Origin of the sequence: Pantoea phytostimulans (assembly GCF_046118715.1) — a bacterium.
Classification (GTDB): Bacteria; Pseudomonadota; Gammaproteobacteria; order Enterobacterales; family Enterobacteriaceae; genus Pantoea; species Pantoea phytostimulans.
Map to the genome: position 1 here is coordinate 1,665,702 of NZ_CP173698.1, position 19,726 is coordinate 1,685,427.

Consider the following 19,726-nt stretch of genomic DNA (forward strand, 5'->3'; position numbering starts at 1 on the left):
CGGGCTGGTTGGATAAAGCTTAACGGTTATTTAAAACCATTAGGATTCTTGCTCTGCCAGTTCCAGGTATCACGCATCATCTCATCGATGCCGCGCGTCACACGCCAGTCCAGCTCATCATTGGCCAGCGACGCATCAGCCCAGAACGCCGGCAGGTCACCGTCGCGGCGCGGTTTGATCTCAAATGGAATCTTCTTACCAGAAGCCTTCTCAAATGAATTAATCATCTCCAGCACTGAGAAACCTTTGCCGCCGCCAAGGTTATAGGCTTTATACCCTTCCACCTTGCTTAAGTGATCCAGCGCTTTTAGGTGCCCTTCTGCCAGGTCAACCACGTGAATGTAATCACGCAGGCAGGTGCCATCTGGCGTATCGTAATCACCACCGAACACGCCCAGCTTTTCTAAACGTCCAATCGCAACCTGCGCAATGTAAGGCAGCAAATTGTTTGGAATACCTGTTGGGTCTTCACCAATTTCGCCTGATTCATGTGCGCCAACTGGGTTGAAATAACGCAGCGCAATCGCTTTGAAGTTTGAATCGGCTTTGGCGAAGTCACGCAGGATAAATTCAGTCATCAGCTTCGAGGTGCCATACGGGCTTGTCGTTCCGCCAATCGGCGTAGTTTCTACGTACGGAACCGGCGCATCTGCGCCATAGACGGTGGCAGAAGAGCTGAAAATAAAGTTCCAGACACCTGCGCTGCGCATCTCTTCCAGCAACACCACGGTGCCCGCTACGTTGTTCTCATAGTATTCAAGCGGCATACGCGTTGATTCACCTACCGCTTTCAACGCGGCGAAGTGAATCACGGCAGAGATATCATTAGATGCGAACAGATCGCGCAAGCAGGCGCGATCGCGAATGTCGCCTTCAACAAAGGTGGCTTTCTTGCCAGACAACGTCTCTACGCGACTGATGGCTTCGCGCGAGGCATTGCACAGGTTATCCAGCACAACAACGTCGTCGCCACGCTGCAACAATGCCAGCACCGTATGGGAGCCGATATAGCCTGCGCCGCCCGTTACTAAAATAGCCATGTGAACTCCTTTCAGTCTGCCGCGTAAACACGCGGCACGTGAATGTTGAAGGTTACTTCGCCAGGATCTTTTGAATAGCTTCGCGGAAATCGCGACCTTGTGCGTTGTTACGCAGGCCGTATGAAACGAATGCCTGCATGTAACCCAGCTTACGACCACAGTCGAAGCTTTTACCCGTTAACAGCGAAACGTCTACCGTTTTCTGCTTGCTCAGGCTGGCGATAGCATCGGTCAGCTGAATACGACCCCACGCGCCTGGCTCGGTACGCTCCAGTTCTGCCCAGATATCAGCAGAAAGAACATAGCGACCTACCGCAGCCAGATCGGAATTCAGTTCAGCCGGGTTTTCTGGCTTCTCAACAAAGTTGGTGATGCTGCTAACATCGCCTGGGTTGTCGATAGGTTCTTCAGTGGTAATCACCGAGTATTCTGAGAGATCAGAGTTTGGCATGTGTTTCGCCAGCACCTGGCTGTGACCGGTTTCTTCGAAGCGTGCAACCATCGCTGCCAGGTTATAACGCAGGTGGTCAGCGGTGGAATCATCCAGCAGCACGTCTGGCAGTACCACGACGAACGGATTATCACCAATCATTGGGCGGGCACACAAAATGGAGTGACCAAGACCTAATGGTTGTGCCTGACGCACGTTCATGATGGTAACGCCCGGAGGACAGATTGATTGTACTTCGCTCAGCAATTGACGCTTAACGCGCGCTTCAAGCAATGCTTCCAGCTCGTAAGTCGTATCAAAGTGGTTTTCCACCGCATTTTTGGAAGCATGGGTGACCAGCACAATCTCTTTGATGCCCGCTGCAACACATTCATCCACGATGTATTGAATCATCGGTTTGTCGACAACAGGCAGCATTTCTTTCGGAATGGCTTTAGTCGCAGGGAGCATATGCATACCGAGACCCGCAACCGGGATTACTGCTTTAAGCTTGGTCATGTTTATTCCGTTTAATGAAGTGAAGATGTGGATCGATTATGCAGGATCGGCCAGAGCTGCAAGTATAATCTTTATCTGAAAATCCTACACTAACTGACTGTCAAATCATGGAAATTCGGCTTTTTACCTAGGGACAGAACGTGCAGAATATGAGGAAAGACAATCAGTAATCGCCAAATGAAATTCGATCCGGTTGGACACAAATCCGATCCGTCATGAAATAAGAAAACGCCCTGAGGCCAGCCAAAAAAAGAAACGGGCGACACCGTGTCACCCGTATAATTTGATGTTATATACCCTGAACTTACATCGCCGGAGCTTAGCCAGGCTTGCCAGGTATTGCTCCGTTCGTCCCCTTGTTAAGCTGCGTTTCTACACACGGACTCTTCGGGGGAACAGGGCATTACAACCAGCGCTCAAACCACTCCGGCATTACAAACAAATTGAAGTGATTAATCAGCATCATTAGCCCAACGAACACCACTGAAACTGACATCCACTGACGCGCATAGGGCATAAAGCGAATACCAATCACCGGCTTGATAAAGAAAGGATGTGCCAGCGCGGAAATCAATACCTGAGAGATAGAGAGCGTTAATGCAACGTAGAGGACATTTGGCCAAAGGAAGGTCGTGGCTAATACCCCTAATACCACCAGGCTCGCGACAATGTTCCAGTAGAACTCCACGTTAGTGCGACCGTTCGCTTGCGAAATCGCCCCGGTCAAACCACCCATTGGACGCAGCATACCAAACAACAACATCAGCGGGATCAGATGATAAACCTGCTCATGGGATGTGCCATACAGCACACGCACGATAACCGGAGAGAAGACGCCGATAACAAAATACATGGCGCTGCTGAACAACATAATCGCCAGCGTTCCCTTCAGGAACAGTTTCTTAAGCTGTTCAGGATCCTGCTGTTTCTCTGCAAAACGCGGTAGCGCTAAACGGTTAATCACTGGTGTAACCAGCTTCAGCGGTTGTAATACCAGCTCTTTCGCCAGTGAGTAAACCCCCAGCATCTCCGCGCCCATCACTTTACCCACCACTAGCGCATCGGCTTGGGTACGTAACTGATTGATCGTCTGCGATCCCAGCTGATAGCTACCGTAACGCACCGCGCCAATAAAGGTCGCTTTATCAAATTCCCACGTGGGACGCCATGATTTCTCGCCCAGCACAATCATGCAAATGATGCGGGTAAAGGCGTTAATGAATAGACCGAGTATGGCCGCGGCCACCGTAAGCGAGGTGTATTGCAGCATAGCCACTACGCACAGAAAGGCGAACAGCTTGGTGCCCATCTCAATTTTTGCCAGCGAGACCATCCGCTTGGTTTTGATGTAGTGCGCCTGGTATTGCGACAAATGCCCCAACACCAGAAAGTTCAGGCTGGTCAACATGATCAGACCAACCAGCTCTGGCAGGTGATAGAACCAGGCAACCGGAAAGGCAATCGCTAGCATGATCAAGCCAGTACATAAACTGAGTGAGACGTTCACCCAGTAAATGGTGCTCTGCTCGCGGCGAGTAATGTTCTGACGGTGCACGAGATAGCTGCTCATGCCCATATCCTGAAGGACACCCGCTACGGCCAGAATGGCGTTAATAATGGCTAAAAGCCCCAGTTCATGGGTTTCCAGCTTACGGGCGAGAAGGCTAAGTTGTGCAACCTGCAGCACCGCCGAAAAACAGGTGCTGCCAAACAACCAAATCGCCTGTGACTTAAATCCACTCACACCAATCGCTCCAGAATCTGTGCCAGCTCGCCATAAGCGATATGCTGATTAAATTCGGTCTCAACTTTGTGTCGAGCCGCTGCCACTACCGGCACGACATCTACTTCTCCTTGTGAGAGTTTCAGCAAGGTGTCCGCCAGCGCTTCCGGGTCATCTTCTTCAACTAACCAGCCGGAAACATTGTTTTCAATCAGCTCAGGGATGCCGCTATGAAAGGTAGAAACCACCGGCAAACCGACCGCCATGGCTTCCATCAGTGCCACGGGAATGCCTTCCATGTCACCATCGGCAGCCGTTTTAGACGGCAGCAGGAAGATATCAGCCTCGCTTAATGCTTTGCGGATCTCGTTCTGCGGCTTGAAGCCTGGCATCGTCACACAATCTTCCATGCCCTCTTCGGCAATAAAGCCGCGCATCATCTCATCCTGATCGCCATTACCAATAATGGTGTACTGGAACTGGCCACCGCGCTGTTTCAAAATTGCGCTCGCTTTCACCGCGACATCCAGTCCTTTCTTCTCAGTGAGACGTGCAACCGAGACAATCCGCAAAGGTTTATGAAATCCCTGACGCGGCTGAAAATTAAATTTCTCAGGCTCAATTCCCATGCGGGTAACATGAATTTTTTCTGGCGGGCAACCCATCTCAATCAGCTTGTTCTCCCATAAATGGCTGATCGGCAACATCAGTTCGCTCTGCTCAAACAGATTGATGTAATCGTGTTTGTGCTCCTCCAGAATGTGTCGACGTGAAATGTCAGCACCGTGAAACACGGTGGCCTGTTTGCCCTTCAGCACGCCCAACTCGCGTAACTTATTGGCGAGCGCACCTGCATAGCCAAAATGCACCAGAAACACATCAGCAGTGAAAATCTGGGACGCATTTGCCACAATTGATGGCAACAACAGTTTGCTGGATTGTGCGCCATAGCGGCGCACATTGAGCGAACGAAGCAGCGAAGATTTGGTTATCTTCGGCAAGACCAGCTTGAGGCGCTGGATCAGCTTATCCACCAGCGAGACTTTCTCTTCCGGCAACAGATAATGTGTCTTAGCCGCCAGCCCATACTCATCAAAGGCAGCGTGCCGATTCACCAAATCACCGGGAAATACCGAAATAATCTCCACATCGTAACCGGCATCAATAAAATGGGTTACCTGATTCAAAACAAAGGTTTCGGAGGCAACCGGGAAACGCATGGTGAAAAAAGTCAGCTTCATCTGATTACCCTAATACTTTGAGAATCTCTTCAGTGATCCGATTGCCAATTTCCCTTTCATTCGCAACGGCCGTGTCGACCTTGTGCTTGATGTTGTCGTAATCAGCAAGAACGGTCTTAACCTTGTCGATCAGCGAACCATCCATCAGGCTTTTGACATCCGTTGCCATCTGCGGCAAACCAAGCTGATTCATCACACCCATCGACTTGTGCTCGTAGTTGATCGCAACGGCTGGCGTGCCGAAGTTCATGGAAATAATGGCGGAATGCAGGCGAGTGCCGATCGTCAAATGACAGTGGCTTAAAAGGATTCCCAATTCAAGGTCATTGAATTCGTCCATGATGACATGGTAATGCTCAGGCTGTGCAACGTGATCGCGTAACGTTAACGCCACCATGCGGTCATCTTTCGCGTAGCTGTCGATGCCGGTACAGGTTGAGAAAGCCACAACCTGATAGCCTTCGGCAATCATCGCGTTAATGACGCGCCCAAAAGCCTCTTCATACTCTTTCTGGGTCACACCCAGACGCTTGTCAAACGGCGCCAGTTCACGCACGGTAATGGCGATCGTTTTGCGCGCGCTGATAATAGATTGCCAGTGACGCAAGTTATGGCTTGGATTTTCAACTTCACGCGCTTTAACCAAAAACGCGGTATCAACCCCGGCAGCAACTTTAGAGCTAGTCACACCATCGCGTTTCATCAGATCAAGACTGACAGATTCACGCAATACCAGGCTGTTTACGCGGTCAAACACAAAGTTCGCCAGGGCGTTAACGCGAGGATTCTGGAACGGGCCGACTGAGTGACCAATCATGTAAATCGGCTTCTTCGCCATCAAGGCACACAGCGCATGGTCAAACTGGGTAACGCCATACAGATCGACGAAGAATGAACCGCCAACCTGAATAATTGCATCGTACTGTTTCAGGCTTTCAGTAAAGGCTTTGAGGTGCGCTGGTACAGAAAAGGATTTATACAAGCCGCCTTTGCCCAAGTGCGCCATCATGATGTCAGGCATCAGACGGTTCGCGACTTTACGCTTTACTGAACCGACCAATCCTTTACCTGACTTGCTGTTGTGCAAAAACAGCGAGTCTTGCTGAATGTGCTGTTGAAGCAAATAACCAGAGCTGGTTGGATAACGGCTAATGACATCGATATCAAGATCACTACGCGCGGACTGCATCGAATCAATCAGTCCACGAAGAATCGCGCCATCCCCACGATTCCCACAGGTATGGTTACCCACCAATAAAATTTTCATAAAAACTCCAAATAAATTTTTTTAATTCTGCAAGCCGCCATCTTCCAAACTGGCAAAGTGAACTCTGTTAAAGCACTGCAATAAGGCAAATAAACCCAAAAACCCGCTCCTGAAACTGCAGGCCGCCTCCATTGTGGCGGCCCGTTTAAATGCTATGACTTGATGGCAAAATAAGGCATCGCGACCTGCTTGCCATTAATGACTACCGAGACAAATCCTGCAGGCTTACTGGTATCAACCTGATCGTCAGAAAGCGGACGCGAGGCAATAAGCAGATCGCCCTCTTCGTTCGCGCCAATGCCCGCTTTCCCGTTGTGCAGGCTGAAACGCTGAGGCGCTTTTTTGCTTTCCTCGCCGCCCGGCGGATTGGCGGGCACCATTTTGGCGTTAACGCGGGCGCAGCGGCCGGTATCAAAGCGCGTTTTGCCGGTGCTTTTCACCAATACCACTGCGGCAGGCGTCCAGCCTGCCAGCTTGACGAAAACACGCACATCGGTGTCGTGCTGCGCAACGTAGCGCACCTCAACCACCGGACAGCTTCCTTCGGCAGACCAGCTGGCTTCCGACTTGCCCTTTTTGCGTTGAACATGGATCACCGCACGGCCACCGGTTGTTTTGTCATTCACGACATTCATTAACGGCTGCGAGTCAGTACCGTTATTGAATTGCGACTGGCCAAAAATTTCGATTTCCCATGAATCACCGACATCAGGGGAATAAAGACTACCCAGCTCAAACCAGGTTTGTTGGTTCGAGTTATTTTCCAACCGCCAGCGCGATGTGATGTAGTTGTAATTTAGGCTGCCATCAATGGCGACACCGTAAGATTCAACCCGCGTCGAACCCATTTCCCAAACACTGAGCCAGCGATCGCCCTGCGAAGAGTTATCAATCCAACTGCCTGATTGCAGGCTGGTTTGACGCATGTTCAAGCGCGAGTTGTGCGCTATCAGCGGGTTTTTACAATCTTCCAGGCTGAGTGCATCAACAATCCATTGCCCGTTAGAGATGTCTCCGGGATAGTCGCAGTGCTCGATCCAGCCATTATGAATGATGGACTGAGCGCAGCGCGGCAGATTCAACACCTTGCCGCCACGACAGTTTTGGGCGTTGAAATTCGACAGCTCAATCGCCGTACTGTGATCCCAGTTGCCTTTTTTCTGGCCAGACCAACCGGCTTTGATGACATCACCGGTACAGCGTGACGCGTACCATTGGTCGATTTTGCAATCCAGCGTATCCAGCAGGCTCAATGCCGTGCCACCCACATGCGTGAAGCGTAAACATGAGCCGCGGAAGAATTGTCCTCCCGGACAGCTGTTGCTAAACAAGCCTTGCTGGTTGGGATGGGTATCCGTGTTGCCGTTGAAAATCAGGTTGGAGATTTCCACCCAGCGAGCATTAACTTTGAAGATAAAATCGGATTTACCGTCGGACACCAAAGTGGTCGCAGGAAAATAACCGAAGTTCACCATCGCGCCCGAAATACGGAAGAAGCGCATATTATCTGGGCCAAAATCACAGGCCGTAACAAAGAAGGTACCTGCCGGGAACTGCACGCAAATCTGCAGATCAGCGGCTAGCGACCATTGATACATCGCTTTAATCGCAGGCGCGGTATCTGTTTTGCCATCTGCAATCGCGCCAAAATCAAACAGCGTCAGGCGGTTGTAATCTTCAATAACGCGACGCCAGTGAAAACCCTGCCCTGCAAAATTAACGCCGTCATCATCTTTCGCATCCTGGAAACTGCCGACGAACTCACCGCCGCCAACTTCAAGGCCCGCGTGCCAGCTTTTCAGCTTGATTTTTGCTCCTTCAAACAGCGGACGCGTTTTACGCAGCTCTTCCACCGAAGGAATTTCGCCAATCAGCTGATAACCCGTGGGCTGTGCCAGCCGTTGGCTAAAATCCGCCTGCCCTGGACGGCTCACATCAGCAATGTTAAACAGCGTTTGACCGTTGCTGTCCTCAACAGCCATGGAATGCGACGGATCGGCGATCAACGCGGCATTGTCATGAATGAATTGCGCAAAGTTGCCTTTGTTCAGCGAAATGGGCTGGCTGATCTCAGAGACTTTACCGTTGGCATCACGCAAAAAAACAGGAATTTGGTTACCTGCTTTACTGGCATCGCTGCCCGCTTTGCCAATCCATAATTTACCTTCAAAACCTTGCCAGAACTGAGGTGGCATGGCATAGACATTTTCTGGCGTTAAGATCGGTACGTCGCTTTTGGGTACAGCGGTGGCATCAACCGGCTTAAGCGCAATACCATTACTTTTTGCTGCGTAGCTGGAAAAGGTGCTCACAGAGAGGGCACCAACAATGGCTGAGGCTGCGCTTTGCAACACTTCTCTTCTTTTCATGCAACATATCCCGTGGTTAATGAGGCCGTGTTATCGGCCAAGGCTTAGTCCCTTGAGGCATTTTGCAATTGGGTAGGATTTACCCGAGTTAAACCAACGCCAGCCAGCTTTGCTTGATTTGATTACCGTCGAATTTCAGCGCGGTTTCTTTTGTTTTTTCACTCATGGCATAGAACAGCGCATCATCACTGGCCAGCTGGTTCATGCGTGCCAGAAAGTCCGCTTTGTCGTTCATGGGAACCAGAAATCCATCTTCACCGTGATTGATGATCTCTTGTGGCCCAGTTGGGCAGTCATAGGCCACCACCGGCAGCGACCATGCTTTCGCTTCGAGTAACACCAGCGGTAAGCCTTCATAGCGTGACGTCATCAGCGCCATATCGCTGTCGCGGTAGTAATCATTGATATTGCTGACTTTGCCGACAAAATTAACACTGTCTGTGATACCCAATACCGCGGCCTGATCGTGCAACTGCTGACGCAGTTCACCATCACCGGCAATCACCAGCGTCCAGTCAGGATGGGTTTTGGCGAAGTCGCGCCAGATATCCAGCAACAGATCAAATCCCTTTTGATGATCTAAACGGCCCACAGCTAATGCCTGACGGTTACGCGTCTGGCGCTGAAAGGCTTTAAACACCACAGGATTAGGGATTTGTTTGCTAGGAATGTGCCAACGATTAAAAACCTGATGATCTTTATCGGTCAGCACAATTACGCGATCGTAGTAGCGCAGCAGCAGATACTTGAGGAATTTGATGGGTTTACTGAAGGAATTAATTGCAATGTGTTCACACGCGTAGGCTTTGCCGCGTTTTTTCTTCATCGACATCAGGTTCCAGAAAGCGAACATCACACTCAGGCGACCCATGCTGATCAGGAAAACGGTATCAAAATCTTCCTCATGGATACGGCTGACGGCGCTTTTAATCGGATTACTGTGTCCCTCAAAGCTAACGATCTCTTTCACATGCTCAAAGGGATAGAAGGTTTTTCCGCTGCCTTCCAACGAGTAAACGGTGACATCGTGCGTTTCGCCAAGACACTCTGACATGAAGTTACAGATGTTCTCGGTGCCCGCATACGAGTAGGCATCTTTGATCACCAGGACAATTTTTTTCATGTAACGCAATCCACCTCAAAATGAGTAAAAGACAATCCTGCCGATCGGCTTAACGATGCTTCAAGGTAAACAGCACACCATTCACCATATACCAGCCGTAATAGTAATAGATTTTTAACGGATTGTTTTTATAGATAATTCTTAATAATTCAAGGTGCCACTTCGCCGCTTTGTTCTTATTGCGCGAAAGTGAATCACCTAATTCGTAATAATTGACAAGAATTGTCTGAATAACGCGTGCTTGCTTGTAGCGACTGAACAATTCGTAGAGAAACAGGAAATCTTCGTGGCCTTTGCGCTGGAAAAAAATACCCTGCGGCGGACGGCGGAAACAGACCGATGAAAAACAGACGCGGTACTGCTTCTTCACGAAATTTTCTTGTTGGAGGTAGGGTTTTGAATAGGTGATGTCGTGGTCAGCTTTTTGGGTTTTGTAGTGATACTCGGTGATCACAAAATCATCCCCAGCGGCAATCGCTGCGACTTGCTGCGCCAGCTTGTCAGCATGCCATTCGTCATCGCTGTCGAGGAAAGCGATGATCTCCTCTTTAGCCGCACGCAGCCCGACATTGCGGGTCTCGGCGGCGCCCATATTAACGGCGTTATCCAAAATGGTGATGCGTGCATCCTGACAATTTTCGCGCACGAACGCCAGCGAGTCATCGGTAGATTTATCGTTTATCAGGTAAAGGTGCCAGTCTGTGTGACTCTGATTGATAACCGATTGCACGGCGCGTAATACCGTCTGACGTGCATTGTACATAGGCATAACAATGCCGACGGTTCCAACTTGATTATTCATCTTCATACCTGAATAAAAGAAAAAAGTGTATCCAAAGGGTTGCTCCTGCTTTCAGGAGCAATGATGAGCAAAACTGCGTCAGGAAAGCGCTTTTTCTCCGCCAAAGCGCGCTCTCACCTTGTCTTTCAGGCGATTCATAAAGTAAGCGCGGTTGTCTTTATTGGTGAGGAAGAAATAGCGCGCAAAGCTCAGGCTCGCCATCAGCGAATTGCCGTCCATTTTGTAGCGCAGCGGCAGTTTAAAGGCTTTATAGGTGTGAATGTCACGCGAGGTAAGGTGCGGTTTCATCGTATCCAGCCAGAAAATCGAATACTTCACTGACTCGCCTTTGTGCTTGGAACCAAATTTGGTCACCAGATGATAATTAGCTAAAGGCGCAGCGATCATAACGAAGTCGTAGCCCATGCGATCGGCGCGAATACAGAAGTCATAATCCTGATGGCGAATATAGCGCGTATCAAACTGGATTTTGGCCGCATCTTCACGCTTCAACACGATAGTGCTGGTCTGAATAAAGCCGTAACAGCCGAACAGATACTCAGCGACCGTTTCATCTTTACCAGGCGGCTGCATCGGCATCACTTTCAGAAAAGAGCCATCCTGATAAATATTTACCTGGCTAAAGATGATGAAGTTCTGCTTGCCCTGCGCGTCCAGCTGAGCAATTTTCTCGCTGACATGAAGCAGTTTATCTGCATGCCATTCATCATCGGCATCCAGAAAGCTGACGTAATCGCCGGTGGCTAACTCAATGCCTTTGTTACGTGCACCGGCACCGTTGAGCTTGACCTCAGAGAGCACCAGATTAATGTCCAAATCCTGATAACGCTCGCTGCGAACCACCTCTGCCAGCGCGGCAGCATCAATGGATTTGTCATCCACAATGATCACTTCGAAATTGCGATAGCTTTGCGCCTTGACGCAATCCAGCGTCGTCACAATCGATTCTGACGCATTATAAGCGGGAATTACGATGGAGAAGCGAATATCCTTCATTACCAGCACCTCATTAAAAACAGTTCCAAATTCAAAGATATAACGTATGGATGACCAAGGATAACCGGTGATGTCCTAATTTGTTGGCGACGCTTTGATCGCCACTTTTCCTACAGCTGCAATCGATAAACTGTTTTTTAACTAGAAGGAAATACAACGCGGCGACAGGAAATTTGTCAGGCAAAAGTTATAAAATGGCCATTGAAGACTCAATGTATTAATGCTTTTACAACCCTTAAAAAGATCTTAATACAACATTACCGGGATTTTGCGCAGGTCAGCTTTTGTCTAGTGTGAGTGAAAATAACGACATAAAAAGGGGCGGTCAAACCGCCCCTTTATTCACTCAATGATTAACTTTTGGTTGGTTTGCCATACTCGTAATCGTAATAGTCATAACCGTAACCATAAGCATTGGCCGCTTTACGGACCACGGCGTTAAGGATCACGCCTTTAATTTCAATGCCGTTTTGTGCGAAGCGCTTGAAGCTGACATCCACTTCTTTAGTGGTATTGGTTTCAAAACGCGCCACCATGAGTGAAGTTCCTGCCAACTTACCGATGATTGAGGCATCGGTGACGGCCAGAATCGGTGGTGTATCGATCAGAACCAAATCGTAGTTCTTGCTCGCCCAATCCAGCAGCTCACCCATGCGACGGTGCATCAGCAGCTCAGATGGATTAGGTGGCACCTGACCGCGTGGCATGAAGTCAAAGCCGTAAATGCCTTTCTGAATCATTGCTGGATTGAATTCAGTTTTGCCAGAAAGAATATTGGATAAGCCAGACTTGTTCTCTGCACCCAGCAGCTCATGGGTATAGCCGCGGCGCATGTCACCATCGATGAACAGGACGCGCTGGCCCGCTTTTGCAACCAGCGTTGCCAGGTTGGCACAGATAAAGGTTTTACCAATACCCGGGCTCGCACCGGTAATCATCAGGATGTTGTTCTTGGCTTCCATCATAGCGAAATGCAGGCTGGTACGCAGGCTACGAATCGCTTCAATAGAGAGGTCAGTTGGATTCCCTAATGCCAGCAGCGTGTCGTGCGGATCGGTTTTCACCTTATTGCCACGGCGCGCCAGCGCTTCGGTATCTTTCTTACGCTGCCATTCGGAAAGCGGGACGCTGGCATAGACGTTCATGCCCAACTCTTCCAGCTGGTCCGGGTTTTCAATACCGTGATGCAGCAAGGCTTTCAGCAGCACCAGGCCAACCGAAACAAACAGACCAAAGATCAAACTTGCAGCGATAATCAAGGCTTTCTTCGGTGCAACAGGCGAGTTAGCCGTTTCGGCGCCATCGATGATACGAACATCACCCACGGTGCTGGCTTTGCTGATGCCTAACTCTTGTTGGCGATTCAGCAGCTGCATGTAGATTTCCTGACCTGACTGCACATCACGCGTCAGACGTAAGATCTCTTGCTGCGTCTGCGGCATGCCTGAAATTTTCTTGTTCAGCTGCGCCTGCTCACCTTCCAACGTTTTGCGTTTTTCCAGCAATGCGCGGTAGGTTGGGTGATCTTTAGTGAACAACTGAGAAACTTCAGCTTCGCGGAACGTCAGTTCATTCAATTGACTCTGCACGCTAACAGATGAATCTAAAGCCGATTTCGCTTCCAGTGACAGGTCAACCGAGTCGTTCTGACGACGGAAGGTGTTCAGCTTGTCTTCAGCAACGTCCAGTTTAGAGCGGACTTCCGGTAACTGTTTACGCAGGAACTCAAGGCTCTTCTCTGCTTGTTCAGACTTACGTTCAACGTTCTGTAACAGGTAGTTGTTAACAATCTGGTTTAATACCTTGCTGATCAGCTCTGGATTCTCACCCACATACTGAAGTCCCAGCACACCTGTATCTTTACCTTTGTCCGCAACAGTTAGATTGCCAAGCACTGAATTAATCGCCTGCAATTCGTTCAGCTTAGTGACATTAAAGCTCGTGCCTTCATCAGCATTAATGCCGCTCACCAGCATGGTGACATCGCCATGCGTTTCCAGCTGGCCAACTTTACCTTTGAACAGCTCATCACCATCTTTAGAAACGGTATAAGAGTCTGGTCCAGTTACTTCCAGTTCTACGGTACGTTTATCGATGGTGCGTGGAATTTCCAGACGCGAGATAGCCAAATCAAATGGTTTATTGCCCATCAGACGCGACAAACCTTTACCGATAACCGGGAAGTAGTTCTGCTCAACAACAGTATCTAATCCCAAATCAGCCACGGTTTTACCGATAACCATACGAGACTCAAGGATTTGAATCTCAGTATCGGATGCTGGCGTAGCCGGCATGAGGCTGTCCAGATCGTTCAGTACCGAACTGGCATTTTTCTGCTCAACCTGAACTAAAGCGTCAGCGCTATAAATCGGTGTAGCGAACAGTGTGTAGAGCGTTGCCACCAGCATAAAGAAGGCGGTAACCGCAACAATGATCCAGCGGTGATCAATAAGCTGTCCCACAAGATGCGCCAGATCCCATCCATTCGAATCCTCTCTCGGCGCGGTCATAACCTTGTTTTTTATATTCATGGATAATCCCAACTATCGGCTTAATACGTTGACCCATTTCTGGGTAGCGTTTTCCAGTAACCCGTAAACCTCTTCAAAGGCCTCACGGCTTTTTCTGTACGGATCCGCAATTTCTCGTTGATTGAGCCAGTGCCCAAGCAACATGGTTTTGCCACGTGCGGCCGGGTCGATGCGATTGACCTGCTCCACATGACGCTTCTCCATCACCAGAATCAGGTCATAGTCACGGCACATCTCTGCCGTTAACTGCTGAGCCTCATGACCTTCAAGCGACAGCCCATGAATGGCGGCCACATCGCTGGCGGTCGGATCTGCCGGATAACCTTTTAGGGCACCTAGCCCTGCCGAGGCTACCCGAGTCTGAGGAAGCGCACGTTTGAGCAAGCGCTCCCCGGTGGGAGAGCGACATATATTGCCAACGCACACGACTAACACGGACGTAATCATGGTTGAACCTAGTTAGACCAGTTGCGGAAACGCAGTGCGGCCTCGCTCGCATCGTTGATGCCCGCGATGGTTGGCAGCAATTGCGAAATTACGCGGTTCCAACGCGTGAGCGGCGTGGAGGTGACATAAACGATGTCATAAGGTTCCAGTTGGAATTCGGTACCCATCACCATCGATGCCGCATCTCGGGTATTCAACTGATAGATGTTGGCGATCTTAGTGCGATTGGTGCCGCGGATCGGACGGATAACAAACACGCCGGTTGCATCAGACGTGGTCTGATCTACGCCCTGTGCGTTACCCAATGCTTCTGCCAGCGTCATGCCGCTGCGATCCATTTTGAGGGTAGTTTGCTGTCTGACTTCGCCCATGACGAAGACTTTGAGATCATCGTTACGAGGTACGTACAGAATGTCGCCTGGATAGAGCAGATGGTTCTGGCTCAGATCACCGTTTTGCATCAACGCCTGCAGGGAAACACGTTGCTCGCTACCGTTGTGCGTAAGCACAACGTTACGCCAGTCTGCATCTGCAGTCAGACCGCCAGCGGCATTGACAGCATCAAGGATGGTCAATGGCACGTTGGTAATCGGCTGCTGACCTGATGTCGTTACCGAACCGGTCACGTAGGTTTTCTGTGATTTGAACGAGGCGATGCTGACATCAACCTGCGGGCTTTCGATGTACTGTGCAAGTCGGCGTGCAACTTCATTACGTACATCACCCACAGTGCGGCCCGCTACGCGAACTCGACCTATGTATGGGTAGAAAATCGTACCATCGGAATGTACCCAGTTGCCGGTATCGCTGGCGCTGCGGTATTGACCTGCTGGCGTGGTTAACTCAGGGTGATCCCACACGGTGACAGTCAGAACATCGCCGACACCGATACGATACTCATAGCTCTGAATTTCGTTCTGCAACGCTGGGTTGGCTTGGGCAACCAGCGGCTTAGGACGCATCTGCTCGACCAGACGCGGTGTTAATGGAAAAACGTTGACGTATTTATCGATGTCAAAGTTGCTATCCTGTTGCTCAATGACATCTTTTCCCGATGTGGAAAGGTGCTGACCTGGTTGGATCGTACACCCTGAGAGAAAAGTGGCGGATACCAGTAAAGGTATCAATTTCATTTTGATTGTAATCATTTAGATCTTCGCTATCAGTTATTGATTGATAGAGGCGAATACGCCGCTGTGTAAGCGTCCAACAAAAAGTAAAAACTACCTAATTAAGCACTGAACTTGTCGTTCATTATCCTTGCTCCTGTCTTTTTTGTAGCTGCCGGTCAACAAGGCGAAATAAGGCGAACCCATCATTACCCGTTATAAATGACGACTTAACGCGTCCTTGAAGAGGGCAGCTAACGACACACCTAACAACGGCATTAAATAAGAGAGCGCCCGTGTTACGCTCTCCTTCTCGCCCTCTGATCAATACGCGCCATCCCGCTTCAGTACGACACCCACTGTTTTAAAAAGAATGGCGATATCATTCCACAGAGACCAGTTTTTAACATACCACGAGTCGAAGTACACACGTGTTTCATAATCAACGTCATTACGGCCGCTGACCTGCCACAATCCCGTCATGCCTGGCTTTGCCATCAGGTAATAATCAACATCACCGGCATAACGACAGAGTTCATCTTCAATTACTGGGCGCGGTCCTACCAGGCTCATATCGCCACGCACAACGTTCCAGAGCTGCGGCAATTCATCGAGGCTGGTTTTGCGAATAAAGTGACCGACCTTGGTGATACGTGGATCGTTCTTCAATTTGAAGTCTTTGTCCCATTCCGCACGTGCGATGGGATCGGTACGCAGGACTTCTTCTAAAACTTCTTTCGAATTAATCACCATCGAACGGAATTTAAGACATTTGAATTTACGTCCACCCAAACCTACACGTTCATGACCATAAATTGGCGGACCACCGTCACGGCCCACCAGGAAGCCAAGTACCAGTAGTGCAGGCAGCAGCATCAAGATGATTGAGAGCGCACCGACGATATCGAAAGCCCGTTTCAGGAAACGCGATGTCCGTTTTGCAAGGTTATTCTGCACACGAAGAATCATCACTTCATGGCTGAAGATATAAGCCATATCCGTACCGTAAAGCGGCACGCCACGCAGCGTTGGAATAACAGAGACTGAACGGCAATTATGCATTGCCAGCGATTTCAGCCACATATCGCGGTACTGGCTCTGTTCGAACTCAACCGCCACGATAAACTGCGTTTCGCTATTCGTCAGATTCCACAGCTCTTGCTCGTCACGCAGCACCGGCACGCCAGACATGCTGCCATGAGGGCCGCTACCGTCGACGTCATAGAAGGCGATGACATCAAAGCCCATCACTTCTTCGCTTTGCAGCGCTTGCCAGGCTTCATGGGCATTTTTGTTGCTGCCGATGATGATGGTTTGCTTTTTCCACAAGCCATATTTATTTAACAGGCGCTTAGAAAGTGCGCGACAGCTTGGAATTAAAATCAGCGCTAATATCCAAGTTAATATCCAAAGGAAGCGCGAAGTTTGCCATTGAGACAATGCCGTGATCGACAGATCAATAACAGAAAATATAAGAATGGTACGAAAAATTTCTTTTAATTCGAACCAGAAAGGTTTGCGGTAAGTATAATGACGCAACCTTACCCAGAACCAACCCACGCTAATAATTGATAAGCAAATGTGTGTGGCTATTTTTAAATTGAGTTCTTTTTCAGAAATATCTGCCAAAGGTGAATCAGACATCATATTAATAAGCGCCATCGCAATAAATAAAGCTGCGTTGAAACAAATTAAATCTGAAAAAGCTAACAATAATTTGGTGATAAGACTTTTAAACGTAAATTCTGTATCGCGCATATTTAACTCTTTATTTTATTTCCTTAAACCCGTAACGCCCCAACCTTGTGTATTAAATGAGCAGTGATGAATGTTCAGGTTGAATCGTTTCTTAGGGGAGCTCCTGCGGCGTTTACGCCAATGCTCTTACCAATAAAAACAAGAAAATTGTTATAAATACCAACAGATTAGTCCGACTTTTTCCTGCGCGGTAATCGTCTGTTTAATAAACGAGAAAAGCAATTCAGGCACGCTACCGCCCTTGGCTGTCGCTGCCAATACCGCTGCTCGTCATATTTCCTTGCCGGTTATCCACTAAAATGAGATGCAAATCGCCACTTTTAGAGGACGAGATCACAATTCATGACATTAAACGCCGAATCACTGCGCGAATTGTCTCATTAGCGCAGACATTTACTAACCCGTTGCTATACTAGTTATTACTGGCTTGTTTACAAGTAGGCCCCGCCTTCCCTGCACTATTTTAGGAAAAAGACTACCAGCCATTAGTATTGATATCAGTCACGGCGTGCAATCTTTTCTCTAATTTTCAGATTTTTTCCATATCCCTACCCCCACCAAATCGTATAAGAATTACTGAGAAATAAGATCCTCATGAATTTTATTTACTCGCCTGCGCGTCCTTGTATTGTTTGCCAATTTAATACAACGTGATTAGCTTGATACGTTACCAGATAAGAACAATCTCAGGTCACTTAAGAGCATGCCAAGCCAGGCGCTATTTGTAGCTTGCTTTAAGCTTCACTATCATCAGATAAAACTCATTTTTATACATTCAGGTGAATAAGGCATGTTGGAGGGAATAACCGATCCTTCGCTTTGGGCAGGATTAGTCACGCTTATCGTTCTTGAGTTAGTGCTGGGGATTGATAACTTAGTTTTTATTGCGATTCTGGTTGAGAAGCTGCCAGGAAAGCTCCGTGATCGCGCTCGCGTGATAGGTTTGTTACTTGCGCTGGTGTGTCGGTTACTCCTGCTCGCCTCGCTCTCTTGGCTGGTTACGCTGACTCAGCCGCTGGTTACCCTCTGGAACCACGCTTTCAGCGCACGTGACCTTATGTTGCTGTTTGGTGGCGTTTTTCTGTTATTTAAGGCCACAACAGAGCTGAATGAGCGCCTTGAAGGCAGCGATAACGATGATGGTCAACAAAAAGGCGGTGCTAAATTCTGGCCAGTTGTGGCTCAAATTGTGGTTCTGGATGCCATCTTCTCGCTGGATGCTGTAATAACCGCCGTCGGTATGGTTAACGATTTGCCTGTCATGATGACCGCAGTCACTATTGCAATTCTGCTAATGCTTCTTGCCAGCAAGCCTCTCACCCGCTTCGTCAACAGCCATCCAACAATTGTCATTCTCTGCCTGAGCTTCTTACTGATGATTGGGTTCAGTCTGGTTGCTGAAGGTTTTGGCTTTGCGATCCCCAAAGGCTATCTGTACGCCGCTATAGGTTTCTCAGTATTGATTGAAGCCCTCAATCAATTAGCGCAATTTAATCGTCGTCGCGTTTTGTCTGCCGGTCGTCCTTTAAGGCAGCGTACCGCTGAAGCCGTACTGCATTTATTACGGGGTGAATCTGAACGCGCCGATCTGGATGCTAAAACGTCATCGTTGATCGCTGACAGCGAATCCCATGTGCTGTTTAACCGTCAGGAACGTGTCATGATTGCGCGCGTGATGGGCTTAGGTCAGCGACATGTAAACAGCATTATGACCTCACGTCATGATGTGGAACATATCGATCTGAATGACGACCCGGCTGAGATTATGGCGCGACTCGACCGCAACCAACATACTCGCCTGTTAATTACGGATAACGCCAACGAGCCGCTGGGCGTTGTACATGTTATTGATCTGCTTCATCAATCGCTGCATCAGAATTCTTTAGATTTACGCGCCCTGATACGCCAGCCGTTAATCTTTCCAGAGCGCTTAACATTGCTGCTGGCGCTTGAACAGTTTCGCCAGGCGCATACGCACTTCGCTTTTGTTGTGGATGAATTTGGTTCTGTGGAAGGCGTGGTGACATTGAGTGATGTGATGGAAACCATCGCGGGTAATTTACCCAATGAAGCGGGGGAAATTGATGCGCGTTATGACATTCAGCAAAATGGCGAAGGCATCTGGATTGCTAACGGACACATGCCACTGGAAGATCTCGCGATGTATGTAAAATTGCCGCTGGATGATAAGCGCAGCTACCACACGCTGGCGGGTTTATTGATGGATAGCCTGCAACATATTCCCCAAGAGGGTGAAGAGTTACAGGTGGGCAATTACCTGTTGCGTACCTTGCAGGTGGAAAACCATCGCGTGCAAAAGGTTGAGATCGTTGAACAGAAAACAGAAGCGGATTACGAAGTGTAATAAGCG

The 19,726-nt window shown here is 49.0% G+C and carries 14 protein-coding genes; 1 reads left to right on the top strand and 13 read right to left on the bottom strand.

Annotation, left to right across the window (positions count from 1 at the left end; genetic code table 11):
• Positions 1-26 precede the first annotated feature (26 nt).
• From galE to wbaP, 13 genes are all read right to left on the bottom strand, one after another.
• Positions 27-1,040, bottom strand: coding sequence for a UDP-glucose 4-epimerase GalE (gene galE / locus ACF2G4_RS07865; protein ID WP_409075831.1), 1,014 nt, complete (start codon positions 1,038-1,040; stop codon positions 27-29).
• Positions 1,041-1,092: 52 nt separating this feature from the next.
• On the bottom strand, positions 1,093-1,989 hold the full coding sequence (gene galF, locus ACF2G4_RS07870; protein ID WP_215846269.1) for a UTP--glucose-1-phosphate uridylyltransferase GalF: 897 nt from the start codon (positions 1,987-1,989) through the stop codon (positions 1,093-1,095).
• 403 nt (positions 1,990-2,392) lie between these two features.
• Positions 2,393-3,733: a lipopolysaccharide biosynthesis protein gene (locus ACF2G4_RS07875; RefSeq protein WP_243077586.1), complete on the bottom strand. Its 1,341-nt coding sequence runs from the start codon at positions 3,731-3,733 to the stop codon at positions 2,393-2,395.
• Positions 3,730-4,953: a glycosyltransferase gene (locus tag ACF2G4_RS07880; RefSeq protein ID WP_243077585.1), complete on the bottom strand. Its 1,224-nt coding sequence runs from the start codon at positions 4,951-4,953 to the stop codon at positions 3,730-3,732. The genes ACF2G4_RS07875 and ACF2G4_RS07880 overlap by 4 nt, the downstream gene beginning before the upstream one ends.
• Positions 4,954-4,957: 4 nt before the next feature.
• Positions 4,958-6,220, bottom strand: a complete 1,263-nt coding sequence (wcaK, locus tag ACF2G4_RS07885; RefSeq protein WP_215846263.1) for a colanic acid biosynthesis pyruvyl transferase WcaK — start codon at positions 6,218-6,220, stop codon at positions 4,958-4,960.
• A gap of 152 nt (positions 6,221-6,372) precedes the next feature.
• Complete coding sequence (locus tag ACF2G4_RS07890; RefSeq protein ID WP_409075832.1) at positions 6,373-8,589, bottom strand: phage tailspike protein; 2,217 nt, start codon at positions 8,587-8,589, stop codon at positions 6,373-6,375.
• Between the two features lie 88 nt (positions 8,590-8,677).
• A complete protein-coding gene (locus ACF2G4_RS07895) occupies positions 8,678-9,712 on the bottom strand; it encodes a glycosyltransferase family 4 protein (protein WP_243077583.1) in 1,035 nt (344 codons plus the stop codon).
• A 49-nt stretch (positions 9,713-9,761) separates the two neighbouring features.
• Positions 9,762-10,514, bottom strand: coding sequence for a glycosyltransferase family 2 protein (locus ACF2G4_RS07900; protein ID WP_243077582.1), 753 nt, complete (start codon positions 10,512-10,514; stop codon positions 9,762-9,764).
• 78 nt (positions 10,515-10,592) lie between these two features.
• Positions 10,593-11,510 (bottom strand): glycosyltransferase family 2 protein, encoded by a 918-nt coding sequence (locus tag ACF2G4_RS07905; protein ID WP_215846260.1) that lies wholly within the window; start codon positions 11,508-11,510, stop codon positions 10,593-10,595.
• 353 nt (positions 11,511-11,863) lie between these two features.
• Complete coding sequence (wzc, locus tag ACF2G4_RS07910; protein WP_332627180.1) at positions 11,864-14,041, bottom strand: tyrosine-protein kinase Wzc; 2,178 nt, start codon at positions 14,039-14,041, stop codon at positions 11,864-11,866.
• A gap of 12 nt (positions 14,042-14,053) precedes the next feature.
• Positions 14,054-14,488, bottom strand: coding sequence for a protein tyrosine phosphatase (locus ACF2G4_RS07915; RefSeq protein ID WP_215846254.1), 435 nt, complete (start codon positions 14,486-14,488; stop codon positions 14,054-14,056).
• 8 nt (positions 14,489-14,496) lie between these two features.
• A complete protein-coding gene (locus ACF2G4_RS07920) occupies positions 14,497-15,636 on the bottom strand; it encodes a polysaccharide export protein (RefSeq protein ID WP_215846252.1) in 1,140 nt (379 codons plus the stop codon).
• A 285-nt stretch (positions 15,637-15,921) separates the two neighbouring features.
• Positions 15,922-17,355 (bottom strand): undecaprenyl-phosphate galactose phosphotransferase WbaP, encoded by a 1,434-nt coding sequence (gene wbaP, locus ACF2G4_RS07925; protein ID WP_332627181.1) that lies wholly within the window; start codon positions 17,353-17,355, stop codon positions 15,922-15,924.
• Between the two features lie 790 nt (positions 17,356-18,145).
• On the opposite strand from wbaP, the gene ACF2G4_RS07930 reads away from it, so the two are divergent.
• Positions 18,146-19,720 (top strand): TerC family protein, encoded by a 1,575-nt coding sequence (locus ACF2G4_RS07930; protein ID WP_243077577.1) that lies wholly within the window; start codon positions 18,146-18,148, stop codon positions 19,718-19,720.
• Positions 19,721-19,726 lie beyond the last annotated feature (6 nt).